Annotated in this window: 19 protein-coding genes and 1 pseudogene; 1 reads left to right on the forward strand and 19 read right to left on the reverse strand. The window is 69.6% G+C overall.

Going from position 1 to position 20503, the window contains the following annotated elements:
• From QN152_08380 to QN152_08470, 19 genes and pseudogenes are all read right to left on the reverse strand, one after another.
• The coding region (locus QN152_08380) for an alcohol dehydrogenase catalytic domain-containing protein (GenBank protein ID MDR7539528.1) at positions 1-438 on the reverse strand (438 nt) is incomplete at its 3' end.
• Positions 432-1409 (reverse strand): alcohol dehydrogenase catalytic domain-containing protein, encoded by a 978-nt coding sequence (locus tag QN152_08385; GenBank protein MDR7539529.1) that lies wholly within the window; start codon positions 1407-1409, stop codon positions 432-434. The genes QN152_08380 and QN152_08385, both read right to left, overlap by 7 nt.
• Positions 1410-1469: 60 nt before the next feature.
• Positions 1470-2645, reverse strand: coding sequence for a molybdopterin-synthase adenylyltransferase MoeB (gene moeB / locus QN152_08390; protein MDR7539530.1), 1176 nt, complete (start codon positions 2643-2645; stop codon positions 1470-1472).
• Between the two features lie 40 nt (positions 2646-2685).
• Complete coding sequence (locus QN152_08395) at positions 2686-3540, reverse strand: D-amino acid aminotransferase (GenBank protein ID MDR7539531.1); 855 nt, start codon at positions 3538-3540, stop codon at positions 2686-2688.
• A 97-nt stretch (positions 3541-3637) separates the two neighbouring features.
• Positions 3638-4360, reverse strand: coding sequence for an ABC transporter ATP-binding protein (locus tag QN152_08400; GenBank protein MDR7539532.1), 723 nt, complete (start codon positions 4358-4360; stop codon positions 3638-3640).
• Positions 4360-6228, reverse strand: a complete 1869-nt coding sequence (locus QN152_08405; protein ID MDR7539533.1) for a branched-chain amino acid ABC transporter ATP-binding protein/permease — start codon at positions 6226-6228, stop codon at positions 4360-4362. The genes QN152_08400 and QN152_08405 overlap by 1 nt, the downstream gene beginning before the upstream one ends.
• 6 nt (positions 6229-6234) lie before the next feature.
• The gene (locus QN152_08410; protein ID MDR7539534.1) at positions 6235-7137 is read right to left on the reverse strand and encodes a branched-chain amino acid ABC transporter permease; all 903 of its coding nucleotides are present in this window, start codon (positions 7135-7137) and stop codon (positions 6235-6237) included.
• Between the two features lie 82 nt (positions 7138-7219).
• Complete coding sequence (locus tag QN152_08415) at positions 7220-8395, reverse strand: ABC transporter substrate-binding protein (protein MDR7539535.1); 1176 nt, start codon at positions 8393-8395, stop codon at positions 7220-7222.
• Positions 8396-8611: 216 nt separating this feature from the next.
• Positions 8612-9496 (reverse strand): annotated as a pseudogene (gene lipA, locus QN152_08420) (lipoyl synthase).
• A gap of 80 nt (positions 9497-9576) precedes the next feature.
• Positions 9577-10905 (reverse strand): dihydrolipoamide acetyltransferase family protein, encoded by a 1329-nt coding sequence (locus tag QN152_08425; GenBank protein ID MDR7539536.1) that lies wholly within the window; start codon positions 10903-10905, stop codon positions 9577-9579.
• 52 nt (positions 10906-10957) lie between these two features.
• On the reverse strand, positions 10958-11941 hold the full coding sequence (locus QN152_08430) for an alpha-ketoacid dehydrogenase subunit beta (protein ID MDR7539537.1): 984 nt from the start codon (positions 11939-11941) through the stop codon (positions 10958-10960).
• Positions 11942-11946: 5 nt separating this feature from the next.
• A complete protein-coding gene (locus QN152_08435; GenBank protein ID MDR7539538.1) occupies positions 11947-13050 on the reverse strand; it encodes a thiamine pyrophosphate-dependent dehydrogenase E1 component subunit alpha in 1104 nt (367 codons plus the stop codon).
• Positions 13051-13063: 13 nt separating this feature from the next.
• Positions 13064-14461: a dihydrolipoyl dehydrogenase gene (lpdA, locus tag QN152_08440; protein MDR7539539.1), complete on the reverse strand. Its 1398-nt coding sequence runs from the start codon at positions 14459-14461 to the stop codon at positions 13064-13066.
• A 102-nt stretch (positions 14462-14563) separates the two neighbouring features.
• Positions 14564-16252 carry a molybdopterin-dependent oxidoreductase gene (locus QN152_08445; GenBank protein ID MDR7539540.1) on the reverse strand — a complete coding sequence of 563 codons (1689 nt, stop codon included), beginning with the start codon at positions 16250-16252 and terminating at the stop codon, positions 14564-14566.
• A 10-nt stretch (positions 16253-16262) separates the two neighbouring features.
• Positions 16263-16802 carry an NADH-quinone oxidoreductase subunit C gene (locus QN152_08450; GenBank protein ID MDR7539541.1) on the reverse strand — a complete coding sequence of 180 codons (540 nt, stop codon included), beginning with the start codon at positions 16800-16802 and terminating at the stop codon, positions 16263-16265.
• Positions 16799-17275 (reverse strand): NADH-quinone oxidoreductase subunit I, encoded by a 477-nt coding sequence (locus QN152_08455; GenBank protein ID MDR7539542.1) that lies wholly within the window; start codon positions 17273-17275, stop codon positions 16799-16801. Before QN152_08455 ends, QN152_08450 begins: the two co-directional genes overlap by 4 nt.
• Before the next feature lie 65 nt (positions 17276-17340).
• On the reverse strand, positions 17341-18447 hold the full coding sequence (locus tag QN152_08460; GenBank protein ID MDR7539543.1) for an NADH-quinone oxidoreductase subunit D: 1107 nt from the start codon (positions 18445-18447) through the stop codon (positions 17341-17343).
• 4 nt (positions 18448-18451) lie between these two features.
• Positions 18452-18949: an NADH-quinone oxidoreductase subunit B family protein gene (locus QN152_08465; protein ID MDR7539544.1), complete on the reverse strand. Its 498-nt coding sequence runs from the start codon at positions 18947-18949 to the stop codon at positions 18452-18454.
• 401 nt (positions 18950-19350) lie between these two features.
• Positions 19351-19815, reverse strand: coding sequence for a thioredoxin family protein (locus tag QN152_08470; GenBank protein ID MDR7539545.1), 465 nt, complete (start codon positions 19813-19815; stop codon positions 19351-19353).
• Between the two features lie 255 nt (positions 19816-20070).
• Here QN152_08470 and QN152_08475 point away from each other — a divergent pair, with 255 nt between their 5' ends.
• Complete coding sequence (locus QN152_08475; GenBank protein MDR7539546.1) at positions 20071-20490, forward strand: secondary thiamine-phosphate synthase enzyme YjbQ; 420 nt, start codon at positions 20071-20073, stop codon at positions 20488-20490.
• Positions 20491-20503 lie beyond the last annotated feature (13 nt).

Below are 20503 nucleotides of genomic sequence, written 5' to 3' on the forward strand. Positions count from 1 at the left end.
CCCCGCCTCGTCGCCGACCCCCGGGGGAAGGGCCAGCATGTCGGCGGCGGTGATCTCCGCAGGGACCAGCGCATACTCGCACAGGCCGCCGGGCGTAAGGCGCGTGCGCTGCCAGGCGGGACAGTGCACGTACTGGCCCCGGCGGCAGGCGCGACAGCGCAGGCAGGGCGCGTGGTGGTGAACGAAAACCCGTGCACCCGGCTCCAGGGCCACCCCCTCGCCAGCAGCCACCACCTCGCCCACCGGCTCGTGCCCCAGCACCAGCGGAGCCTTGCGCCTCATATACCAGGCCAGCGTTTCGCTGCTGCACAGCCCGCAGGCACGGATGCGCACCAGTGCCTCCCCCGGGCCTGGGGCGCGCAGGGGGACGGTCTCCAGCCGGAGGTCGTCCGGGCCGTGGAAGACGGCGGCGCGGGTCGCGGCGGGTAGCGTCAGCACCACTCCGCCGCCTCGGGCATGATGGCCACCTTCACCGGACCACCGCGGTCCAGCTCCTGGAAAACGCCGACGATCTCGTCCAGGGGGCGCACGGCGCTGATGATGGGCCGGACGTCGATGCGCCTCCCGGCGAGCCAGTGGTAGGCCTCGGTGACGTCGGCAGGCGTGTAGTGAAACGCGCTCACCAGGTCCACCTCGCCGTAGTGCAACAGCGCGGCGTCGAAGGTGACCCGGCTGCCGCCGGCCAGCCCGCCGAAGAGCAGGACCTTCCCGCCGGGGCGCACCCATTCCGGCGCCTGCTCCCAGATGTGGTCGGTCCCGGTGGACTCCACCACCACGTCAGGGCGCGCCCCCAGAGCGTCCTCCACCTGCAGGGGAATCTCCCCCTGCTCGATCTCCACCGGTGCCCCGCCAAGCTCCGCCGCCAGCCGCAGCCGCTCCGGGCGCCGTCCCACCGCGGCGATGCGGTGCCCCAGGACCCGGCCGGTCAGCACCTGCAGCAGGCCGATGGCCCCCAGGCCCACCACCGCCACGGTGGATGGGACGGACAGCCCCAGCCGCCGCCACCCGTGGAGGACGCAGGCCAGAGGCTCCAGGAAGGCCGCCTCGATGTAAGAGAGGTCCGCCGGCTTGGGCAACAGGTGGCGCGCCACCACCGCAGGGGAAATCAGCAGGTAGTCGGCGTAGGCGCCCAGGACGATGTCCCGGAACAGGCGCTCACAGTGGTTCTCCGCCCCGGCACGGCAGGCGCGGCAGGTGCCGCAGGGCGCCGTGGGCACCAGCATGACCGCATCGCCGGGGGCGACCCCATCCACACCGGAGCCCACGGCCACCACATCGCCGGCGCACTCGTGCCCGAAGGGGCCCGCCGGCAGGCGGGGATGCCCGCGACGGTACGTCTTCAGGTCGGTGCCGCAGGTGAGCGCCGCGCGCACGCGCAGCAATACCTCGCCCGGACCAGGACGCGGCACCGGCCGCTCCTCAATGGTGATCACGCGCGGGGATTTCAGGACCGCCTGGCGCAAACGGGGTTACCCGTCCCCCGTCTCCACGGGAAGCTGCTGGTTCATCCACTCAATGATACCGCCGCGGAGGTTCAACGCCTCCCTGTACCCGGCGCCGCGCAGCAGCCGGACCACCTCCGCGCTGCGCGAGCCGACGGCGCAGTGGACCAGGACCGGACGCTGCGGGTCGATCTCCGTCAGCCGCTGCGACACCTCCCCCTTGGGGATGAGCACGGCGCCGGGAATGCGGGCCAGCACCCACTCCCACGGTTCGCGCACATCGATCAACTGCGCTCCCTCCTGCAGCAGGCGGTAGGCTTCCTCGGGTTCGACCTCGGGGACCACCTCGCCGTCGCCGGCTGGGGCAGCGTGCCGCCCGGGCAGGCCGCAGAAGGCCTCGTAGTCGATCAGCGCGGTGATGGTGGGGTGGTCGCCGCAGACCGGGCAGTGGGGATTGCGGGCCCAGCGGACGACGCGAAACTCATTCTCCAGCGCGTCGAACAGGAGGAGGCGGTTGACCAGCGTCCGCCCGCAGCCCAGAAGCACCTTCACTGCCTCGGTGGCCTGCAGCGTGCCCATGAAGCCGGCCAGCGCTCCCAGGATGCCGCCCTCGGCGCAGGAGGGGACGACCCCCGGCGGCGGCGGCGTGGGGAAGAGGCACCGGTAGCACCCATACCCCGGCAGATACGTCGTGGCCTGCCCCTCCCACCTCAGGATGCTGGCATCGACCAGGGGCTTCTTGAGGAAGACGCAGGCATCGTTGACCAGGTAGCGGGTGGGGAAGTTGTCGCTGCCGTTAATGACCAGGTCGAAGTCCCGGATGATCTCCAGCGCGTTCTCCGAGCTAAGCGTGGTCTGGAACGGGACGACCCGCACATCGGGGTTGAGGGCCTGCAGCGTGCGCGCGGCCGACTGAGTCTTGGGCCGGCCCAGGTCCCCCGTAACGTGCAGGATCTGGCGGTGCAGGTTGTTGAGCTCAACGCGGTCCCCATCCACGATGCCGATGGTGCCCACGCCGGCCGCCGCCAGGTAGAGTGCGGCCGGGCTGCCCAGGCCGCCGGCGCCCACCACCAGGACGCGGCTCTCCATCAGGCGCCGCTGCCCGGCCAGGCCCACCTCCTGCAGGATGATCTGGCGAGAGTAGCGGTCCATCTGCTCTCGAGAGAGCAGTGGGGCCTGTCGATTCTGCACCTGCGTGCTCATCTTTCGCAGAGACTACAATGACAGACGCCGGAAAGCGGTGTCAAGGAACGCCGGTCTCCCGCTGCACCAGTTCGCGGTAAGCCTGTCGCAGCCTGGCGGTCACCTCTCCGGGAGCGCGGCGCCATTCCTGGTCGATCTGCCCCACCGGGAGGACCTGGATTCCGGTGCTGGTTATGAAGGCCTCCGCGGCCGCCGGGAGGTCGCTCAGGCGCAGCGCTACCTCGCGACAGGGGATCTCCAGGGCGCGGCAGAGGTCCAGCACGGCGGCGCGGGTCACCCCCTGCAGAATCCAGGTGTCTGCGGGGTGGGTCCGCACCACCCCGTCGATCACCGCAAAGAAATTGGCCGCGGTGCACTCGGTGATGGTTCCCTCCGGCCTGTACAGCAGCGCCTCCTCCGCTCCCGCCCGCGCCGCCTGCTCCCGCGCCAGCACGTTGGCCAGCAGCGCGGTGGTCTTGATGTCACAGCGCGCCCAGCGCAGGTCCGGGTGGGTGATGAGGCGTGCGCCCCGGGTGGCGAGTCCCTCATCCGGTGGCGGGGCCTCCCGCAGGGTCATGATCAGCGTGGGCCGCGCCCCCCGGGGGAAGGCGTGCTGCCTCGCAGCGGTCCCCCGGGTGACCTGGATGTAGAGGACGCCCTGGGTCAGGCCGGAGGTGGCCAGCAGCCGCTGCGCCTCTTCGGCGATCTCGGCCAGGGGCAGCGGGGGGGCCAGGTCGATGGCCTGCAGGCTGCGGGCCAGCCGCTCCAGGTGGGGTCCGAGGCGGAAGTACCTGCCGCGCTCGAAGTGGACGACCTCGTAGACGCTGTCCCCGAACTGCAGCCCGCGGTCCTCCACCGAGACGCGGGCCTCCTCGATGCTGCTGATGGCACCGTTGACGTAGGCGAGCCCTGACACGGTTCACGCTCCTTTCGCCACCAGATGCAGCCCGGTGGAGATTCCCGCGCACCGCCACGACGCCCGGACGGTGCACGCGTGCCGTCCGGGCGAACCCTCAGCCACCCAGGTAGGCCCGGCGCACCCGCTCGTCGGCCACCAGCTGCGCCGGCGGCCCCTCCAGGGCAATGGTACCGGTCTCCAGCACGTAGGCGTAGTGCGCCACCCGCAGGGCCATGTGGGCGTTCTGCTCCACCAGCAGGATGGTGGTGCCTCCGGCGCTGATCTGGGCCAGGACGTCGAAGATGTTACGCACCAGCACCGGGGCCAGCCCCATGGACGGCTCGTCCAGGAGCATGAGCCGGGCGCGGCGCATCAGCGCCCGACCCAGGGCCAGCATCTGCTGCTCCCCACCCGAGAGCGTGGCCGCCAGCTGGTGGCGCCGCTCGGCCAGCCTGGGCAGGATGGTGAAGACCCGCTCCAGGTCGGCGGCCACTCCCGCCGCATCCCGTCGCCCCCAGGTGGCCAGGCGCAGGTTCTCCAGGACGGTGAGGTTGGCGAAGATCCCCCGGCCTTCGGGGACGTGGGCGATGCCCCGCTCGACGATCTGGTGGGCCGGCACCCCCTTCAGGTCCGATCCGGCGTAAACGATGCGCCCCCGTTCCACGGGCACCAGCCCGGAGATAGCCCGCAGGGTGCTGGACTTGCCCGCACCGTTGGCGCCGATGAGGGTGACCACCTGCCCCTCCTCCACACGCAGGGAGATACCCTGGACGGCGCGGATGTTCCCGTAGGAGACCCACAGGTCCTCCACCCAAAGCAGCGGGAACGCGCCGCCCATCAGGCCACCGCCTCGCCCAGGTATGCCTCGATCACCCTGGGGTGGCGCTGGATCTCCGCCGGGGAGCCCTCGGCGATGGTGGCCCCGAAGTCCAGCACCGTTATGCGCTCGCAGATCCCCATGACCACGCGCATCTGGTGCTCGATCAGGACCACGGTCAGCCCGAACCGTTCCCGCACCCAGCGGATGTGGTGCAGCAGCGAGTCGATCTCGCTGGGGTTCATCCCTGCTGCCGGCTCGTCCAGCAGGAGCAGGACGGGCTCGCAGGCCAGGGCCCGGGCGACCTCCAGGCGCCGCTGTTCTCCATAGGGCAGGCCGCTGGCCGGGATGTCCGCGTAGCGGCCCAGGTGGAACACCTCCAGCAGTTCCAGCGCCCGGCGGCGGACCTCCTCCTCCGCACGCTGCACACCCCCGCTGCCCAGCGCGGCTGCCCACAGCGGATAGCTCACCCGGGCATAGCGGGCGATGCGTACGTTGTCCAGCACGGAGAGATCCTTGAACAGCCGGATAGTCTGGAATGTCCGGGCAATCCCTCTGCGGATGATCTCGTGAGCCGGCCGGCCCACCAGCTCGCGTCCCCGGAAGACGATACTGCCGGAGGTGGGTCGGTAGACTCCGGTGATCAGGTTGAACACCGTGGTCTTGCCAGCACCGTTGGGTCCGATGATGCCCACAATCTCTCCCGGAAAGACCTCCAGGTTGAAGTCCCAGACCGCGCGCAACCCGTCGAAGTAGTGGGTCAGTCCGCGCACGGCCAGCAGGGGCTGGCCGCCGGCGGCGGGGACCGGGACCGGAAGCCCGGCAGCCGCGGGCCGTTGCGGCTCGGCCGCTGCAGGGCTCATCCCCGCAGGGACCACCGTCGCTTCTGGAGCCCGCGCGCCTGCCCCCCGCCCCGGGTCTGCGGCTGCCTGAGCCAGCGCCGCCTGGATCCCTTCCGGACGCTCCTCGGGCGGTACGAGAACCTTCACTTCCCGCAGGCCCATCATGCCCCGCGGGCGGAAGATCATCAGCAGCACCAGCAGCAGCGGCCCGATCACCCACCGCCAGACCTGCAGCGGCCGCAGCAGCTCCAGGACCACGGTGAAGGTCGCCGCCCCCAGCACAGACCCGGTGAGGCTGCCGATGCCCCCCAGGTACACCATGACCAGCACGTCTGTGGACTTGAGGATACCGAAGGAGCGGGGGTTGATGAACTGGAGGACGTGGGCGAACAGCCCGCCGGCCACTCCGGCGAAGAACGAGGAGAGCATGAAGGTCATGACCTTGACCTGGCGGGTGTTCACGCTGACCAGCGCTGCGGCGGTCTCGTCCTCCCGGATAGCCTGCGTCCCCCGGCCGAAGTTGGAGTAGATGTAGTTGCGCAGGACGAACAGGGTGAGCACCACCCAGACGTACACCCAGGCGACGCTGGTCAGCCGGGGCATGCCCATCAGGCCCCGCGGCCCGCCCACGGCCTCGATGTTCTCCAGCACGCTCTTCACGATCATGTTGAAGGCCAGGGTGACGATGGCCAGGTAGTCGCCACGCGTCTTGAACGAGGGGACGGCCACCACCAGGCCGGCCAGGGAGGCGGCCAGGCCGCCCACCACCACGGCCAGGGGGAAGACCAGCGTCCCCCACTCCCGGGGGAAGACCCACAGGGTCATCAGGGAGGCCCCGTAGGCGCCCACGGCCATGAAGGCGGCGTGCCCCACCGAGAACTCCCCCATGTACCCGTTGACCAGGTTGAGGCTGGCGGTGAGGATGATGTTGATCCCCACGTACATCAGGACCTGTTGCTGGTAGAGGTTGAGCAGCCCCCACCGCGGCAGGAGCACCGCCAGGGGCAGAAAGGACAGGGCGATAAGGAATCCGCGCCAGCGCCGCACCGACGGTCACACCTTCATGGCCACCGGACGGCCCAGGATGCCCGTCGGCCGGAAGATCAGGAAGACCAGCAGCAGGGAGAAGGCGACGAAGTCCCGGTAGGTCGACGGCAGGAGGATGGGGGTGAAGATCTCCACAGCCCCCAGGATGTAGCCGCCGATCATCGCCCCGCGGATGTTCCCGATGCCCCCCACCACCGCGGAGATGAAGGCCCACCAGCCGATACGGATGCCCATGTAGGGATCGATGGTGTAGGCCATTCCGTAGAGGACTCCGCCCACGGCGGCAATGGACGCCCCCAGGGCGAAGGTCAGGGTGATGATCCGGTCCACCGGGACGCCCATCAGCGGTGCGGTGAACTTGTCCCAGGAGACCGCGCGCATGGCCATCCCCGTCATGGTCCGGCGCACGATGGCATCCAGCAGCAGCATCACCAGCGCCGAGAGGACGATGGTCTGGGCCTGGACGGTAGAGATGACCACGCCGCCCAGGACGATACGCCCCACCGGCACCAGAGGTGGGAGGAACCGGGGCTCGGGCCCGATGGTGGCCAGGGTGAAGTTCTCCAGGAACAGCCCCACGCCCAGAGCGGTGATCACCGCAGAGACCCGCGGCGCCTGGCGCAGCGGCTTGTAGGCCACGCGCTCGATCACCGCCGCCAGCGTGGCCGTCCCCAGCACCGCCGCCAGCAGTGTGGCCAGGAACACCGGGACCGCCCCCAGGTGCAGTGTCGAGCCCAGCAGGGCCACCCCCACGAAGAACGCGATATAGGTGCTGACCATGAAGATGTCCCCGTGGGCGAAGTTGATCATGGTGAGGATGCCGTAGACCATGGTGTAGCCCAGGGCGATGAGCGCGTAGACGCTGCCCACCTGCAGAGCGTTGAGAAGGTACTGAACGGCCAGGCCCACGGCCCCCGCCTATCTTCCCCCCCGCACGGCCGGGGGCTCCCCCGGCCGGCTGCGCCGGACGGGAGAGCCCCCGCGTCTTCCCTTAAGGCTGCGCGGTGGAGTGATAGCGGAACTTACCCTCCCTGATCTGGATGATCACTGCGCTCTTCACCGGATCCCCGGTCCCCTTGAACTGCATCACGCCGGTCACCCCCTCGTACTGGGTGATGCCGGCCAGCGCGTCCCGCACCGCCTGGCGGTCCAGCCGCCCCGCGGCCCGGATGGCCTGGAAGGCCAGGCCGAAGGAGTCGTAGGTCAGCGCCGCCACGTCGTCGGGGGTCTTGCCGTACTTGCTCTCGTAGGCCTTGATGAAGGCCTGAGCCTTGGGCGTGGCGATGTCGGTGGCGTAGTGGGTGGTGAAGTACAGGCCCTCGCAGTCCTTGCCGCACAGGGTAATCAGCTCCAGGTTGCCCCAGGAGTCGCTGCCGAAGATGACGCCGGCAAAACCCAGGCGGCGCGCCTGCTGCACCTGCAGGGGTACCTCGCTGTAGTAGTTGGGCAGGAAGAGGGAGTCAGCGCCCGCCGCGCGGATCTTGGTGAGCTGAGAGGAGAAGTCCTTGTCGCCGGTGGTGTAGGTCTCGAAGGCGACCACGGAGACGCCGGCAGCCTCGATGGTCTTCTTGTACACCTCGGCAATGCCTTTGTTGTACTCGGAGGCCACGTCGTAGAGCACCGCGGGCTTGGTGGTCTTCAGTTCCTGCAGGGCGAACTTGGCCGCCACCACTCCCTGGAAGTCGTCTATGAAGGCGGCGCGGAAGACGAACTTCTTGGGCTGGCCGGTGGCGGCGTCGATGGTGGTCTTCACCGCGGTGGACCAGGGGCTGATCATGGGCAGTTTGGCCGACTCGGCCACCTCCGCAGCCGGGATGGCGTTGCGGCTGGCGTTGGGCCCGATCATGAGCAGCACGCCGGCGGTATTCAGCTTGTGGGCTGCCGCGGCGGCGGACTCGGCCTTGTCCTCGTTGTCCTCCACCAGCAGCTCCACCCGGTACTTCCGGCCGCCCACGTCCAGTCCGCCGGCGGTGTTCACCTCCGCCACGGCCAGCTCGGCGCCGTTCTTGCAGGAGGCGCCCACCACCGGGATGCCTCCGGTGAGCTCGGCGTTCAGGCCGATGCGGATCACCGCGGGCGCCGGTGCCCGTGTGCGGGCAACCAGCACCACGACGACGGCTGCCACGACCACGATGACAGCCGCGACCAGCAGAGACCGCGTCCTCATGAAGATCACCCCCTGCTATCGTCTGCCGTGCTCGATCCACAGGTGGGAGGGAGTGCCTGGCGCTGCCGTGGGAGGGCCTGCCCCGCGCTGCGCCGGCACGGCTACTGAACTCAATGCTCGCATGGCGCCCCTCGTCCCGTCAAAGGGAAGGAAAGGGAGTCTCCGGATTCGGGGCGGCCTCCCGGTGCCGGGGCAGGGTCCGGCCTGGCGCCGCCGTCAGCCCGGGATGCCTCCCCGCGATCCGCTCCGGTAGGCCAGCACCGCCCGGGCCTGCTCGTCGGCGTGGTAACTCGAGCGCACCAGCGGGCCGGACTCGACGTACTTGAAGCCGCGGCGCAGCCCTTCGTCACGGAGGCTGCGGAACTCCTCCGGCGTGTAGTAGCGGTCGATGGGATGGTACCCGGGCCCTGGCCGCAGGTACTGCCCCAGCGTCAGGATGTCAACGTCGACGGCCCGCAGGTCTTCCATGGTCTGCAGCAGTTCCTCCCAGGTCTCCCCCATCCCCAGGATGATCCCGCTCTTGGTGAAGCAGGTGTACCCCCACTCCTTCACCCGACGCAGCAGCTCCAGGGAGCGGTCGTAGCTGCCGCCGTGGCGCACCACCTTGAACACCCGGCGGACGCTCTCGATGTTGTGGCCGAGAATCTCCGGGTCGGCCTCCAGCACGGTGCGCAGCGCGGCGGCGTCTCCCTTGAAGTCGGGGACCAGCACCTCCACGGTGCAGCCGGGGAAGATTTCCCGGATACTGCGGATGGTCCGGGCGTAGATGCCGGCGCCGCCGTCTCTCAGGTCGTCGCGGTTCACCGAGGTGATCACGGCGTGACGCAGCCCCATGGCCGCCACGGCGCGGGCGACCCGCTCCGGCTCCTGCACGTCCAGCTCGGTGGGCAGCCCGTGGGCGATGGCGCAGTAGGCGCAGTTGCGGGTGCACAGGTTGCCCAGGATGAGGAAGGTGGCGGTGCGGCGCCCCCAGCACTCGCCGATGTTGGGGCAGCGCGCCTCCTCGCAGACGGTGTGCAGGGTCTGCGTGCGCATGATGCCCACCAGGTCCTGGTAGGCGCCACCCCCAGGCAGCCGGACTTTGAGCCATGCAGGCCGGCGCGCCCCATCAAGCGGAGGGACGGAAGGCGAGACCTGGGGTGGCGGGAGGGAACGAGTTTCACCGGGAGCGAGGGCCATGGTTACAGGTCCGTGACCGCGGCCTGGCCGCCCCGGAAGCCTTCCAGCCGGGCCTTGATGTGGTTTAGGAACCGGTCGGCCACCGCGCCGTCAAAGACACGGTGGTCGAAGGAGAGCCCCAGGTGCATGATGGAGCGGATGGCGATGGCCTCACCCCAGGGTGCCGCTTCGCCCCGCCCGTCGCCGCGACCCCCGACCACCACCGGCCGCCTGACAATGGCATCGGTGGCCAGGATGGCCGCCTGGCCGGGGAGGATGATGGGCATCGACCAGATCGAGCCGAAGATGCCGGGATTGGTGATGGTGAACGTCCCGCCCTCCACGTCCTCCAGGGTCAGCTTACCCTCGCGGGCCCTGCGGCTGAGGTCCTCCAGATCCCGGGCTATGCCCAGGAGCGACTTCTGATCGGCGTCCTTGATCACCGGAACGATCAGGCCGTCCTCCAGGGCCACCCCGACGCCGATATTTACCCGGCCCCGCAGCAGGACGCCCTCCTCGGTCCAGGTGGAGTTGACCACGGGGAAGGCGCGCAGCGCCTCCGCCGCGGCCCGCACGAAGAAGGCGGTGTAGGTGAGGGCCACCCCGTGACGCTGCCGCCACTCGTCCTTGTACTTCTCCCGCCAGTCCACGACCCCGGTCATATCCACCTCGATCACGCCGTAGGCATGCGGGATCTCCCGCTTGGACTGGGCCATGCGCTGGGCAATGGTGCGTCGCAGCGGGGAGAGCTTGAGCAGCCGGTCGCCGGGAGCAGCCGCGGGGGTGGGGACGGCCGGCGCGGGGGCCACCGGCGGCCCTGCGGGTGAAGGGGCGGCAGCCGGCGGCGTGGCGGGGGAGACCACCGCCGGCGCAGTCTCCCGCTGGGCCACGTACCTGAGCAGGTCCTCCTTGGTGACCCGCCCGCCCGCCCCGCTGCCGCGGAGCTGCTCCACCTCGGCCAGGGGAATCCCGTGTTCTTCCGCCAGGCGGCGGACCAGCGGGGAGAGCCTGGCACCGGCCTGCCGCGGGGGCGGCGCACCCGCCGGGGGCGCAGAGGGGACGGGCCCCGCAGCCCCCGCCCCCACGGGTTCCCCCGCCGCCACGGGCTCGGCCGCTTCGACTTCCATCAGGGCGATGGGCGTTCCCACCTCCCTGGTCTCACCCTCAGGCACCAGGATCTCTTTCAGGATGCCGCCATAGGGCGAGGGCATCTCCACGTTGACCTTGTCCGTGATGATCTCGACCAGAGGCTCAAACCGCTCCACCCGGTCGCCGGGCTGCTTCAGCCAGCGGCCGATGGTCCCCTCGAATGTGGACTCGCCTAGCTGGGGCAGCTTTATCTCAACGGGCATGCCGGGCCCCCGGGGTCATGGTCCCATTCTACACAACTCGGTCCAGGAAGGCTCAGTAGGCCGCCAGATGGCGCATGGCTGCGGCGATGCGGGCCTGGTCGATGTAGAACCACTCCTCCAGCGGCTTGCTGTAGGGAATGCCGGGCACGTCGGGCCCGGCCAGGCGCATAACCGGAGCGTCCAGGCTGTCGAAAGCCTCCTCGGCGATCAGGGCGGCGATCTCCGCGCCGTAGCCGCAGAACCGGTTGTCCTCGTAAACGATCAGCGCGCGGCTGGTCTTGGCCACGGAGGCCAGGATGGTGTTCTTGTCCAGCGGCTTGAGCGAGCGCACGTCCACCACCTCGGCGCTGATGCCCTCTGCCGCCACCACCTCCGCCGCCCGCAGCGCCTCGTGCAGCATCCAGCCGAAGGCGAAGACGGACAGGACGCTGCCCTCACGGCGCACCGCCGCGGGGCCGAGGGGCACCGTGTAGTCCCCCTCGGGGACCTCCCCCCGGACAATCCGGTAGGCGCGCTTGTGCTCCAGGAAAAGTACGGGGTCGGGGTCACGCACCGCGCTCTTGAGCATGCCCTTGGCGTCGTAGGGGGTAGACGGCGCCACCACCTTCAGCCCCGGGACGTGGGCGTAGAAGGACTCGACGGACTGGGAGTGATAGAGGGCCGTGCCGTGGGAGCCACCGTAGGGAGCACGGAAGACCACCGGGCAGCCGTAGCTGCCGTTGGAACGGTAGCGCATCCGCGCCGCTTCGCTGACGATCTGGTTGAAGGCCGGGTGGATGAAGTCGGCAAACTGGAACTCGGCGATGGGCAGCAGGCCGTTGGCGGCCATGCCGATGGCCACCCCGGCGATGGAGGACTCGGCCAGGGGGCTGTCGATGACCCGATCTTCTCCGAACTTCTCGTACAACCCCATGGTCACACCGAAGACGCCGCCTTTACGGCCTACATCCTCCCCCAGGACAACCACGCGCTCGTCTCGAGCCATCTCCTCGTGGTGGGCCTGGTTCAGGGCATCGACGTAGCGCAGCTCAGGCATCGCCCTCACCCCCCCCACTTGCCGGCGGGAGACAGCCAGGGATGCGGCGGGTGTGGCCCGGGGATCTGGCCGTCGGGATCGTAGAACGCGGGGTCCCGCTGCGTGGCGAACAGGTGCTGCTCGGCAGTGGCGGGATCGGGGAGCGGCTCGGCCTCGGCGGCGTCGGTGGCCTCGTCGATCTCCCGCTTGATCCGGGCCATCAGAGCCTGATAGCGCTCTTCGGTGAGCAGGCCGACGCTCTCCAGATAGGCCCGGAAGGTCAACAGGGGATCGCGCTGGCGAGCAGCCTCGATCTCCTCCCTGGGGCGGTAGCGTTCCTGCTGGTCGTCGCTGGAGTGCGACCCCAGCCGCTGAACGCGGTACTCGATGAGCGTGGGGCCGTCCCCGCGCCTGGCCCGCTCGTGGGCCTCCTTGGCCACGCGGTAGCACTCCAGCACATCACTGCCGTCGGCCACCACACCCGGCATTCCGTACCCGGCAGCACGGGCGGCGATGTTCTCCCCGGCTACCTGCTTGCGTAGCGGGACGGAGATCGCATAGAAGTTGTTCTCCACCACGAAGATCACCGGCAGCCTGTAGATCCCCGCCCAGTTCAACGATTCGTGCCAGTCGCCCTGGCTGGTACCGCCGTCACCGATGGCCACCATGGTGATCTCGCCGGTCCTGCGCAGCTTCGCCGCGTAGGCGATGCCCACAGCATGAGGGTACTGGGTGCCCACGGGGCTGCTGGTGGAGAGGATCTTCAGGCGGGGGTGGCTGTAGTGGCCGGGCATCTGGCGGCCGCCGCTGCTGGGGTCGGTGGCGCGGGCAAACAGCCCCAGCAGCATCTCCCTGGGCGTCATCCCCTTGACCAGGCAGGCGGCCACCGACCGGTAGAAGGGCACGAACCAGTCACGCTGCCGGTCCATTGCCCACATGGCTCCCACCTGGCAGCCCTCGTGCCCGGGCCCGGAGATGACGAACATGGCCTTGCCTGCCCGCTGCAGGACCCACATGCGGTCGTCCAGCGCCCGGGCCAGAGCGATGTAGTAGTACATGTCCAGCACGTCCTGGTCGCTCAGACCCAGGGCTGCGTGGCGGGCTGCAGTCCTGGTCTCGTGCAACACCATACGGCTCCCCCCGTCAGATGTGAATGGCCCGGCCCAGCGCGTCCAGGGCCGCTTCCTTCAGCGCCTCGGCCAGGGTGGGGTGCGAGTGCACGGCGCGCCCCAGCTCATAGACGGTCCCCTCCAGGGATCTGACCGCGACGCCCTCCGCCAGCAGCTCCGTGACGCCGAACCCGACCATGTGTATGCCCAGAATCTCCCCCACCCGGGCGTCGGCCACCACCTTCACCAGCCCCTCGGTGGCGTCCTCGATGGTAGCCTTGGAGTTGGCCTGGAAGGGGAAGCGCCCCACCCTCACCTCGCGGCCGCTCTCCCTGGCCTGCTGCTCGCTCAGCCCCATGGTGGCCACCTGGGGGATGGAGAACGTCGGCCGGGGGATGGCCTGGTAGTCGATGGACGGAGGCGAGGCTCCGGCGATGGACTCGGCCACAAACACCGCCTCCTCGGAGGCCACGTGCGCCAGGCGGAAGGGTCGCCCCAGGACGTCCCCGATGCCGAAGATGGTCGGGGTGGCCGTGCGCAGGTTCGCGTCCACCTGCACCGCCCCCTGCTCGATCACCACCCCCGCCTCCTCCACAGCCAGCTCCCGATAGACCGGAGCCCGCCCCACCGCCACCAGCAGGTAGTCCGCGGCGATGGTGGTGGTCTGGTCGCCTTTGCGCAGGGTGATGGCCAACCCGTCGCCGCGGTACTCGACGCGCTCCGCCGTCGACTCCGTGTGCACCTGGATCCCGCGCCGCTCGAAAGACCGCTGCAGCTGCCGGCCGATCTCCTCGTCCTCCAAAGGCAGCAGCGTCGGCAGCAGCTCCACCAGCGTCACCTCGGCTCCGAAGGCGCGGAAGACGCTGGCCATCTCCACCCCTACCGGCCCGGCACCCAGGATGGCGATGGCCCGCGGCACCTCCTTCAGGTCCAGCGCCGCGGTGCTGTCGATGATGCGCCGGTTGTCAATGGCAATCCCCGGGACGCTTCGTGGCGCGGAACCGGTGGCGATCATGAAGTGCTTCCCCCGCAGCGCGGTCTCCGACCCGTCCGCCAGGGCCACCGCCACCTCGGTCCTGCTCAGGAAGCGGGCCTCCCCGTGGAAGACGTCGACCCGGTTCTTGCGCAGCAGGTACTGGGTGCCCTTGTAGAGTTTCTCCACCACGCGCCGCTTCCTGGCGTGCACCGCGGCCAGGTCCACAGCCAGGTCACCGGTGGCGATCCCCAGGTCCCGGCCCCGGCGCAGCTCGTCCAGGACCCCGGCCACGTAGAGCAGCGCCTTGGTGGGGATGCAGCCGTAGTGCAGGCAGGTGCCGCCCACCTTGTCCCGCTCCACCACCGCCGTGCGCAGTCCAAGCTGCGCGGCGCGGATGGCCCCCACGTAGCCGCCCGGTCCTGCGCCGATGACCACCAGGTCATAGGGTTCGGGCATGTGCTCTCCTCTCTATCCTCCCACTCCTGTCCGCCGTCATACCCTCAATGCACCTCTCGTCCCGGCAGTTGGGAGAGCAGCTTGAGGTAGCGCGGCACGAGGCTACTTCCCCACACGGATGCGGATGATATGGTGACCGGTCGCCCCCTCCGGCAGCGGGGGCGAGGGCTGCGCCGTCTGCAGGGCCCCGGTGCCGTCGCGCGCCCGCACCCGCACCCGGTACTCCCCCGGTGCCGCCGGCGTCCACACCACCGCCCACAGCACCCAGGTATACGGCCCCAGCGGCGCCTTGACCTGCGCTGCCAGCCAGGCCCTGCCGTCGTCCGGGGAGACCTCCACCGCCCGGATCCTCCGGGCGCCGGCGTAGGCCACCCCGCCCAGGCCCACCTCCTCCCCGGCCTTCGCCCGCAGCGGGGAAGGGATGGTGAACTTGGACATGGTCTGCACCACCGCCTGGTCGCTCCACCCCGAGCGCTCCCAGAACCCCTGGAAGTCGAAATCGGCCGCCTCGATCCGGGTGATCCACTTGGGATTCTTCATCCCAAACAACCCCGGCACCAGCAGCCGCAGCGGGAAGCCGTGCCTGGGCGGCAGGGGCTCGCCGTTCATCTCGTAGACGAGCAGGGTGTCGGGATGCAGCGCTTCGGCCACCGGCAGCGATTCCGTGTAGCCGTCGGCGCAACGGAAGACCAGCTTGATGGCAGTGGGCGGCAGGCCTCCGGCCCTGGCCACCACGTCACGCAGCCGGACTCCGCGCCAGTAGGCGTTGCCGATCAGGTCGCCGCCGACCTCGTTGCTGATGCACTCCAGGGTGTGCGGCCGGCGCACCGCAGGCATGGCCTTGAGCTCGTCCAGGCCCATCACCAGCGGGCGGTCCGGCCGCACTGCGACCTCCAGCCGCCAGCGATCGGCCCGCAGCACAGGGTCGAGTCCCGGCGGGTTCTTGCTCACCACATAGAACTGGTCGGTGGGTGTGACCTCCGGTGGCAACCCGCGCACGCGGGTAAAGGGACTCTGAGCGGTGACGGCGGGCCCTCCGGCCGCGGCGGCCCGCTCCTGCGCGGTGGGGGATATTGCGCCCAAACGTCCGGGCGCGCCGGGAGGTGCTGCGGCGGATGGTCTGAGCGCGGCCAGCCACTGCCACAGGCTCGCTCCCGTCAGCGTCCCCAGAGCCAGAGCCAGCCAGCGGCCCAGCAGCTCCCGGCGGGTACGGCTGTCCCCGCCGGCGGGGCCAAAACGGCGGGCGGGGGGCCACAGGACCGCCCCGGTCACCAACAGGGCGAACAGGCCCGCGTAAACGGCCAGCGCGCCCAGAATCCGGGCAGCAACGGAGGTGGGGTCGGGCTCGAGCACCCCCATGCCCTGCAGCCGGCCGCGCATGTACTCGGCGCCCGGGGTGAAGGTCAACCCCACGAGCGGCACAAATGCGGCGAGAAATGCGACCAGAAACCTGGTCGCAGCGACCCGGGCCGCGCTGCCGCCGCCTTCCGGTGCGCCGCCGTGGCCTGCAGACGGCTGCCCCCACGGCGCCCGTCCCAGAACGTATCCCAAAAGCGCCCAGGCGGCCACCATCCCCGCGAGCATCCCCCAGAAGGCCAGCGGCTTGGCCAGGAACTTGAGGCGGACGATGAGGAAGCCGAAGACCTCCACTGGCAGCAGGCGCAGGGTCCGCTCCCACAGGGCCAGAGCGACCACCGGGAACCCTGCAGTAAAAGTCCCCCGCAGCATCAGCGACACCGCCAGCACTCCAGCGGTGGCGCCGCCCAGCGCGCCGCGCGCGCCCCTGCTCATGTGCTGATCCCTACGCGCGTTCTCCCAGCCCGAGCCCCTCGATCTCCCGCTGCCGCTGCGCTGCCAGCGCCCGGAGCCATTCCGGGTCCTCGAAGACGTAATCCTTGCGCAGAGGGTGCCCCACCCAGTCCTCGGTCATCATGATGCGCCGGAGGTTGGGGTGCCCCTCGAAGGTGATGCCCAGGAGGTCGTAGGCTTCTCGCTCATGCCAGTCTGCGCCCTGCCAGATGCCGGTGACGCTGGGCACCCGGGGATCGTCGCGCGGCGTACGCACCTTGAGCACTAGCTCGTGCTGGTGGCGGAAGGAGAAGAGGTGGTAGACGACATCGATGCGTTGCTCTTCCGGGTAGTCCACCCCTGTGACAAACGACAGGTAGTCCATGGCGAATTCCGGATCGGCGGCCACGAAGCGGCAGATCTCCAGTAGCTGGTCCGCAGGCACCCAGGCCCCGGGGGTGAGGTAGACCGGGGCCTTCGCCTCCTCCCGCCGGGGAAACGGCTCCACCTGGGGGAACCGCCGGCGCAGGCGCTCCACCAGCTCCCAGCTCACAGCACCCTCCCCCGGATCACGCCGCGGGCGATGGGCTCCTTGGGCGCGGCCCGGTGCAGGTCCTCCAGACTGTAGAGGAGGTTGGCCCGGTTGTAGGTGCTGGCCTCGTAGTGTGGCACGAAGACGATGGCCTCCGTAGGGCAGACCTCCACGCACAGCCCGCAGTACTGGCACTTGTCCATCTCGATGTCGAAGCGGGTGAGCACTCGCTCCTTGCCCCGTCCGGTGGCCTCGATGTGGATGCAGCGGCTGGGGCAGACCCGCTCGCACTGGAAGCAGATGATGCACTGGTCGTTGCCGGTCTCCGGGTCCACCGGCAGGGCCAGCAGCCCGTGCCAGCGCGGAGAGATGTCGTTCTTCTCCAGCGGGTACTTGACGGTGTTCTTGGGGCGGACCAGGGCAATGAAGGTGAGCCGCAGCCCCTCCGCCAGCGCCTGCGCCCCCTGCCACACCCGTCCCAGGCTTACGGCCACCAGCTCACCTCCGCCCCGTGGCCCTGCCCTACCGGCCGCGCCCGCGCCATGGTCCCACCCCGGAATTACCGGTCCACATCCGAAAGCACAATGTCCACGCTGCCCAGGATGGCGATCACGTCGGCGATCTTCCAGCCGCGCATCATCTCTGACAGCGCATAGAGGTTGTTGAAGGCCGGGGCACGGATCTTCACCCGGTAGGGGTGCTCCTCCCCGTCGCTGACCAGATAGATACCCAGGTCCCCCCGCGGGGATTCCGTGCGCGTGTAGACCTCGCCCCTGGGCAGGCGCAGGGTGACGGGGATCTTCGGCGCGCGGATCTCGCCGGGTGGCAGCTTGGCCACCGCCTGCCGGATGATGCGGGTGGACTGCCGCATCTCCTCCACGCGCACCTGGTAGCGGGCGAAACAGTCCCCCTCCTGGCGCACCGGGATGTCGAAGTCCACCTCCGCGTACTTCTCGTAGGGGAAGGCTTTGCGTACGTCAAAGGCGATCCCGGAGGCCCGGGCTACCGGCCCCGACGCCCCCAGGTTGACGGCCAGCTCTCGCGGCAGTACCCCCACCCCCCTGGTGCGCACCTCAAAGATGGGATTGGCGGTGAACAGCCCCTCGTACTCTGCAATACGCCCGGGGAACTCGTCGCAGAAGGCCAGCGCCTGCTCCACCCAGCCGTCGGGAATGTCGTCGCAGACGCCGCCGGGGCGGAAGTAGACGTGGTGCAGCCGTCCGCCCGTGACCCGTTCGAAGAGGTCCAGGACCTTCTCCCGCTCCCGGAAGCACCAGAGGAACATGGTGGTGGCCCCCAGGTCAGCCCCCCAGGTGCCCAGCCAGACCAGGTGGCTGGAGATGCGCTGCAGCTCCAGGAGGATGACCCGCAGCCACTGCGCCCGCTCCGGCACGCTGATCCCACCCAGGGTCTCCACCGCCCGCAGCAGCGCTTCCTCGTTGGCCAGCGCCGCCAGGTAATCCATCCCCCGGTCGGCCAGGGAGACGGACTGCAGGTAGGTGCGGTACTCCATCATCTTCTCGACGGAGGAGTGGAGGTAGCCGATGTCCGGGGCCACCTCCACAATGTTCTCGCCTTCCAGGGTGACGATCATCCGCAGCACCCCGTGCGTGCTGGGGTGCTGGGGCCCCAGGTTGAGGATGAGCTCTTCGGTGCGCAGCGCCATGAGCTCAGGAGGCCGCCACGCCGGCGCGGCGCCGCAGGAAGGGCTCCTTCTTGATCTTCTCCTGGAGCTTCAGGATGCCCTCGTAGAGGGCCTCTGGCCGCGGCGGGCATCCCGGCACGTAGACATCCACCGGGATGATGGTGTCGATGCCCTTGAGGATGGAATAGTTGTCATAGAAGAAGGGTCCGCCGCAGGTGGCGCACGACCCCATGGAGATCACGTACTTGGGCTCAGGAATCTGCTCGTAGAGGCGGCGGACGATGGGAGCCATCTTGATGGTGCAGCGGCCGGAGACGATGATCAGGTCCGCCTGGCGCGGGGTGCCGCGGAAGAAGGTGCCGATGCGATCCATGTCGAACCGGCCGGCGGCCGCCGCCATCATCTCGATGGCGCAGCAGGCCAGGCCGAACCCCAGGGCCCAGAGGCTGCTGGCCCGCCCCCAGTTCAGGACCTGTTCCACTGAGGAGAGGATGACGCTGCCCCCGGGGAGGACGTCGATCATCTCGACCAGCCTGTCGATGGGCGTGGCGGTGCTGACGCGCAATTGACCGTTCCCCTGCCCGCCGGGCAGGGACCTCTCTGGCAGGTCGGGCATCCCTGGACCTCCCCGGCTCCCGCGGCCGGTCAAATCCTAGCATGAGCATTTCAGAGGGGTCAAACTGACCCGATGGGGACCGCCAGGAGGGCGCGTCTGCCTGCGCGCTTCACCCCGTGGCGGGTCCCACCGCGGGGCTTCTTTCGAAGGAAACGCCGATCGCCGACCTACCGCAGCATGAGAAAGGTCCGGCGCAGCCTGGCCAGCCCGTCCCGCCCCTGCGGTCGTCCCGCCGCCTCTAAAGGCGCACGCACTGCTCCAGGCCCGCCGCGATAAGCATCAGCACCCCCGGCCACGAGTATCGCCTCCTATGGGCGGACGGGCTCCTGCGTCGGATCCATCCCGGCCGCCTGCAGCACTGCGGCCAGGAACGCCGCCTCAGGCAGCGCTCCCTCAAACTGCGTGGTTTCGTTGATGACCACCTTGGGCACGCCGTAGACGCTGTACCGCTGCGCCAGGTCCGGGTACTCGGAAGCGTCGATAACATCGGCCCGCACCCGCGGCGACTCCAGCGCCATGGCGTGGGCCAGCCGCGCGGCCCGCGGGCAGTAGGGGCAGGTCGGGGTGACGAAGACCTGGATGTGCACGTCCCGGGCGAGACCGGCCAGCGCCTGCCGGGTCTGCGGGCTCAGGCCGCTATCCCTCCGGGAGACCGCCACCAGGTCTTCCAGGAAAGCCGCAAACTCGAAGCCGGCCGGGATGCCGTAGTACCGGATGCGGCCTGCGCCGTCACGGGCGTCGCTGGCATAGGAGCCACTCTCCCGGGTCCTGATGTGAGGGGCCCGACCGTCTGGTCCGCACCTGTGGAGATGATAATGGTCGGGATGCGGGCGACGGGCGGCGCGCCGGGATCCCCAAAGACCCCGTGGATGCGCAGCCGGATACGCGGGTCGAGTGCGGCGACCTCCCGCAGGAGCTGCGCCTCGCCGTCAACCCTTCCCGCCCGGGTGACCGAAGGTCCGGTGATCCCCATCGGCTCCGGGGCGGGGTGCTACGCTCTGGACGAAGACGGGCACGGGGAGGAACGGGTGAAGACCTATCGCAAGGAGCTGTGGTTCCACACCCGGGAGCGGGTGGCCTTCATCAACATCACCCCGCAGGTGGAGGCATGCCTGCGGGAGAGCGGAATCCAGGAGGGGCTGGTCCTGGTGAACGCCATGCACATCACGGCCTCGGTATTCATCAACGATGACGAGCCCGGGTTGCACGCCGACTTCGCTCGCTGGCTGGAGCGCCTGGCCCCGCACGCCCCGACGGGGCAGTACCGGCACAACGACACCGGCGAGGACAACGCCGACGCCCACCTGAAACGGCAGCTCATGGGGCGGGAAGTCGTGGTGGCGGTCAGCGGCGGCCGGCTGGACTTCGGCCCCTGGGAGCAGATCTTCTATGGAGAGTTCGACGGGCGGCGGCGCAAGCGGGTGCTGGTGAAGATCATCGGGGAGTAGCCCCGGCCGACCC

The sequence above is a fragment of the Armatimonadota bacterium genome, from assembly GCA_031459715.1.
GTDB lineage: Bacteria > Sysuimicrobiota > Sysuimicrobiia > Sysuimicrobiales > Humicultoraceae > Humicultor > Humicultor tengchongensis.

Excerpts from the sequence above, each read along its gene's own strand:
- QN152_08465 (MDR7539544.1), bottom strand. The coding sequence starts at position 18,949 with ATGATCGACGTCCTCCCCGGGGGCAGCGTCATCCTCTCCTCAGTGGAA.
- QN152_08430 (MDR7539537.1), bottom strand. The coding sequence starts at position 11,941 with ATGCCTGAGCTGCGCTACGTCGATGCCCTGAACCAGGCCCACCACGAG.
- QN152_08415 (MDR7539535.1), bottom strand. The coding sequence starts at position 8,395 with ATGAGGACGCGGTCTCTGCTGGTCGCGGCTGTCATCGTGGTCGTGGCA.
- QN152_08445 (MDR7539540.1), bottom strand. The coding sequence starts at position 16,252 with ATGAGCAGGGGCGCGCGCGGCGCGCTGGGCGGCGCCACCGCTGGAGTG.
- moeB (MDR7539530.1), bottom strand. The coding sequence starts at position 2,645 with ATGAGCACGCAGGTGCAGAATCGACAGGCCCCACTGCTCTCTCGAGAG.
- QN152_08400 (MDR7539532.1), bottom strand. The coding sequence starts at position 4,360 with ATGGGCGGCGCGTTCCCGCTGCTTTGGGTGGAGGACCTGTGGGTCTCC.
- lpdA (MDR7539539.1), bottom strand. The coding sequence starts at position 14,461 with ATGCCCGAACCCTATGACCTGGTGGTCATCGGCGCAGGACCGGGCGGC.
- QN152_08435 (MDR7539538.1), bottom strand. The coding sequence starts at position 13,050 with ATGGTGTTGCACGAGACCAGGACTGCAGCCCGCCACGCAGCCCTGGGT.
- QN152_08425 (MDR7539536.1), bottom strand. The coding sequence starts at position 10,905 with ATGCCCGTTGAGATAAAGCTGCCCCAGCTAGGCGAGTCCACATTCGAG.
- QN152_08460 (MDR7539543.1), bottom strand. The coding sequence starts at position 18,447 with ATGGCGCTGCGCACCGAAGAGCTCATCCTCAACCTGGGGCCCCAGCAC.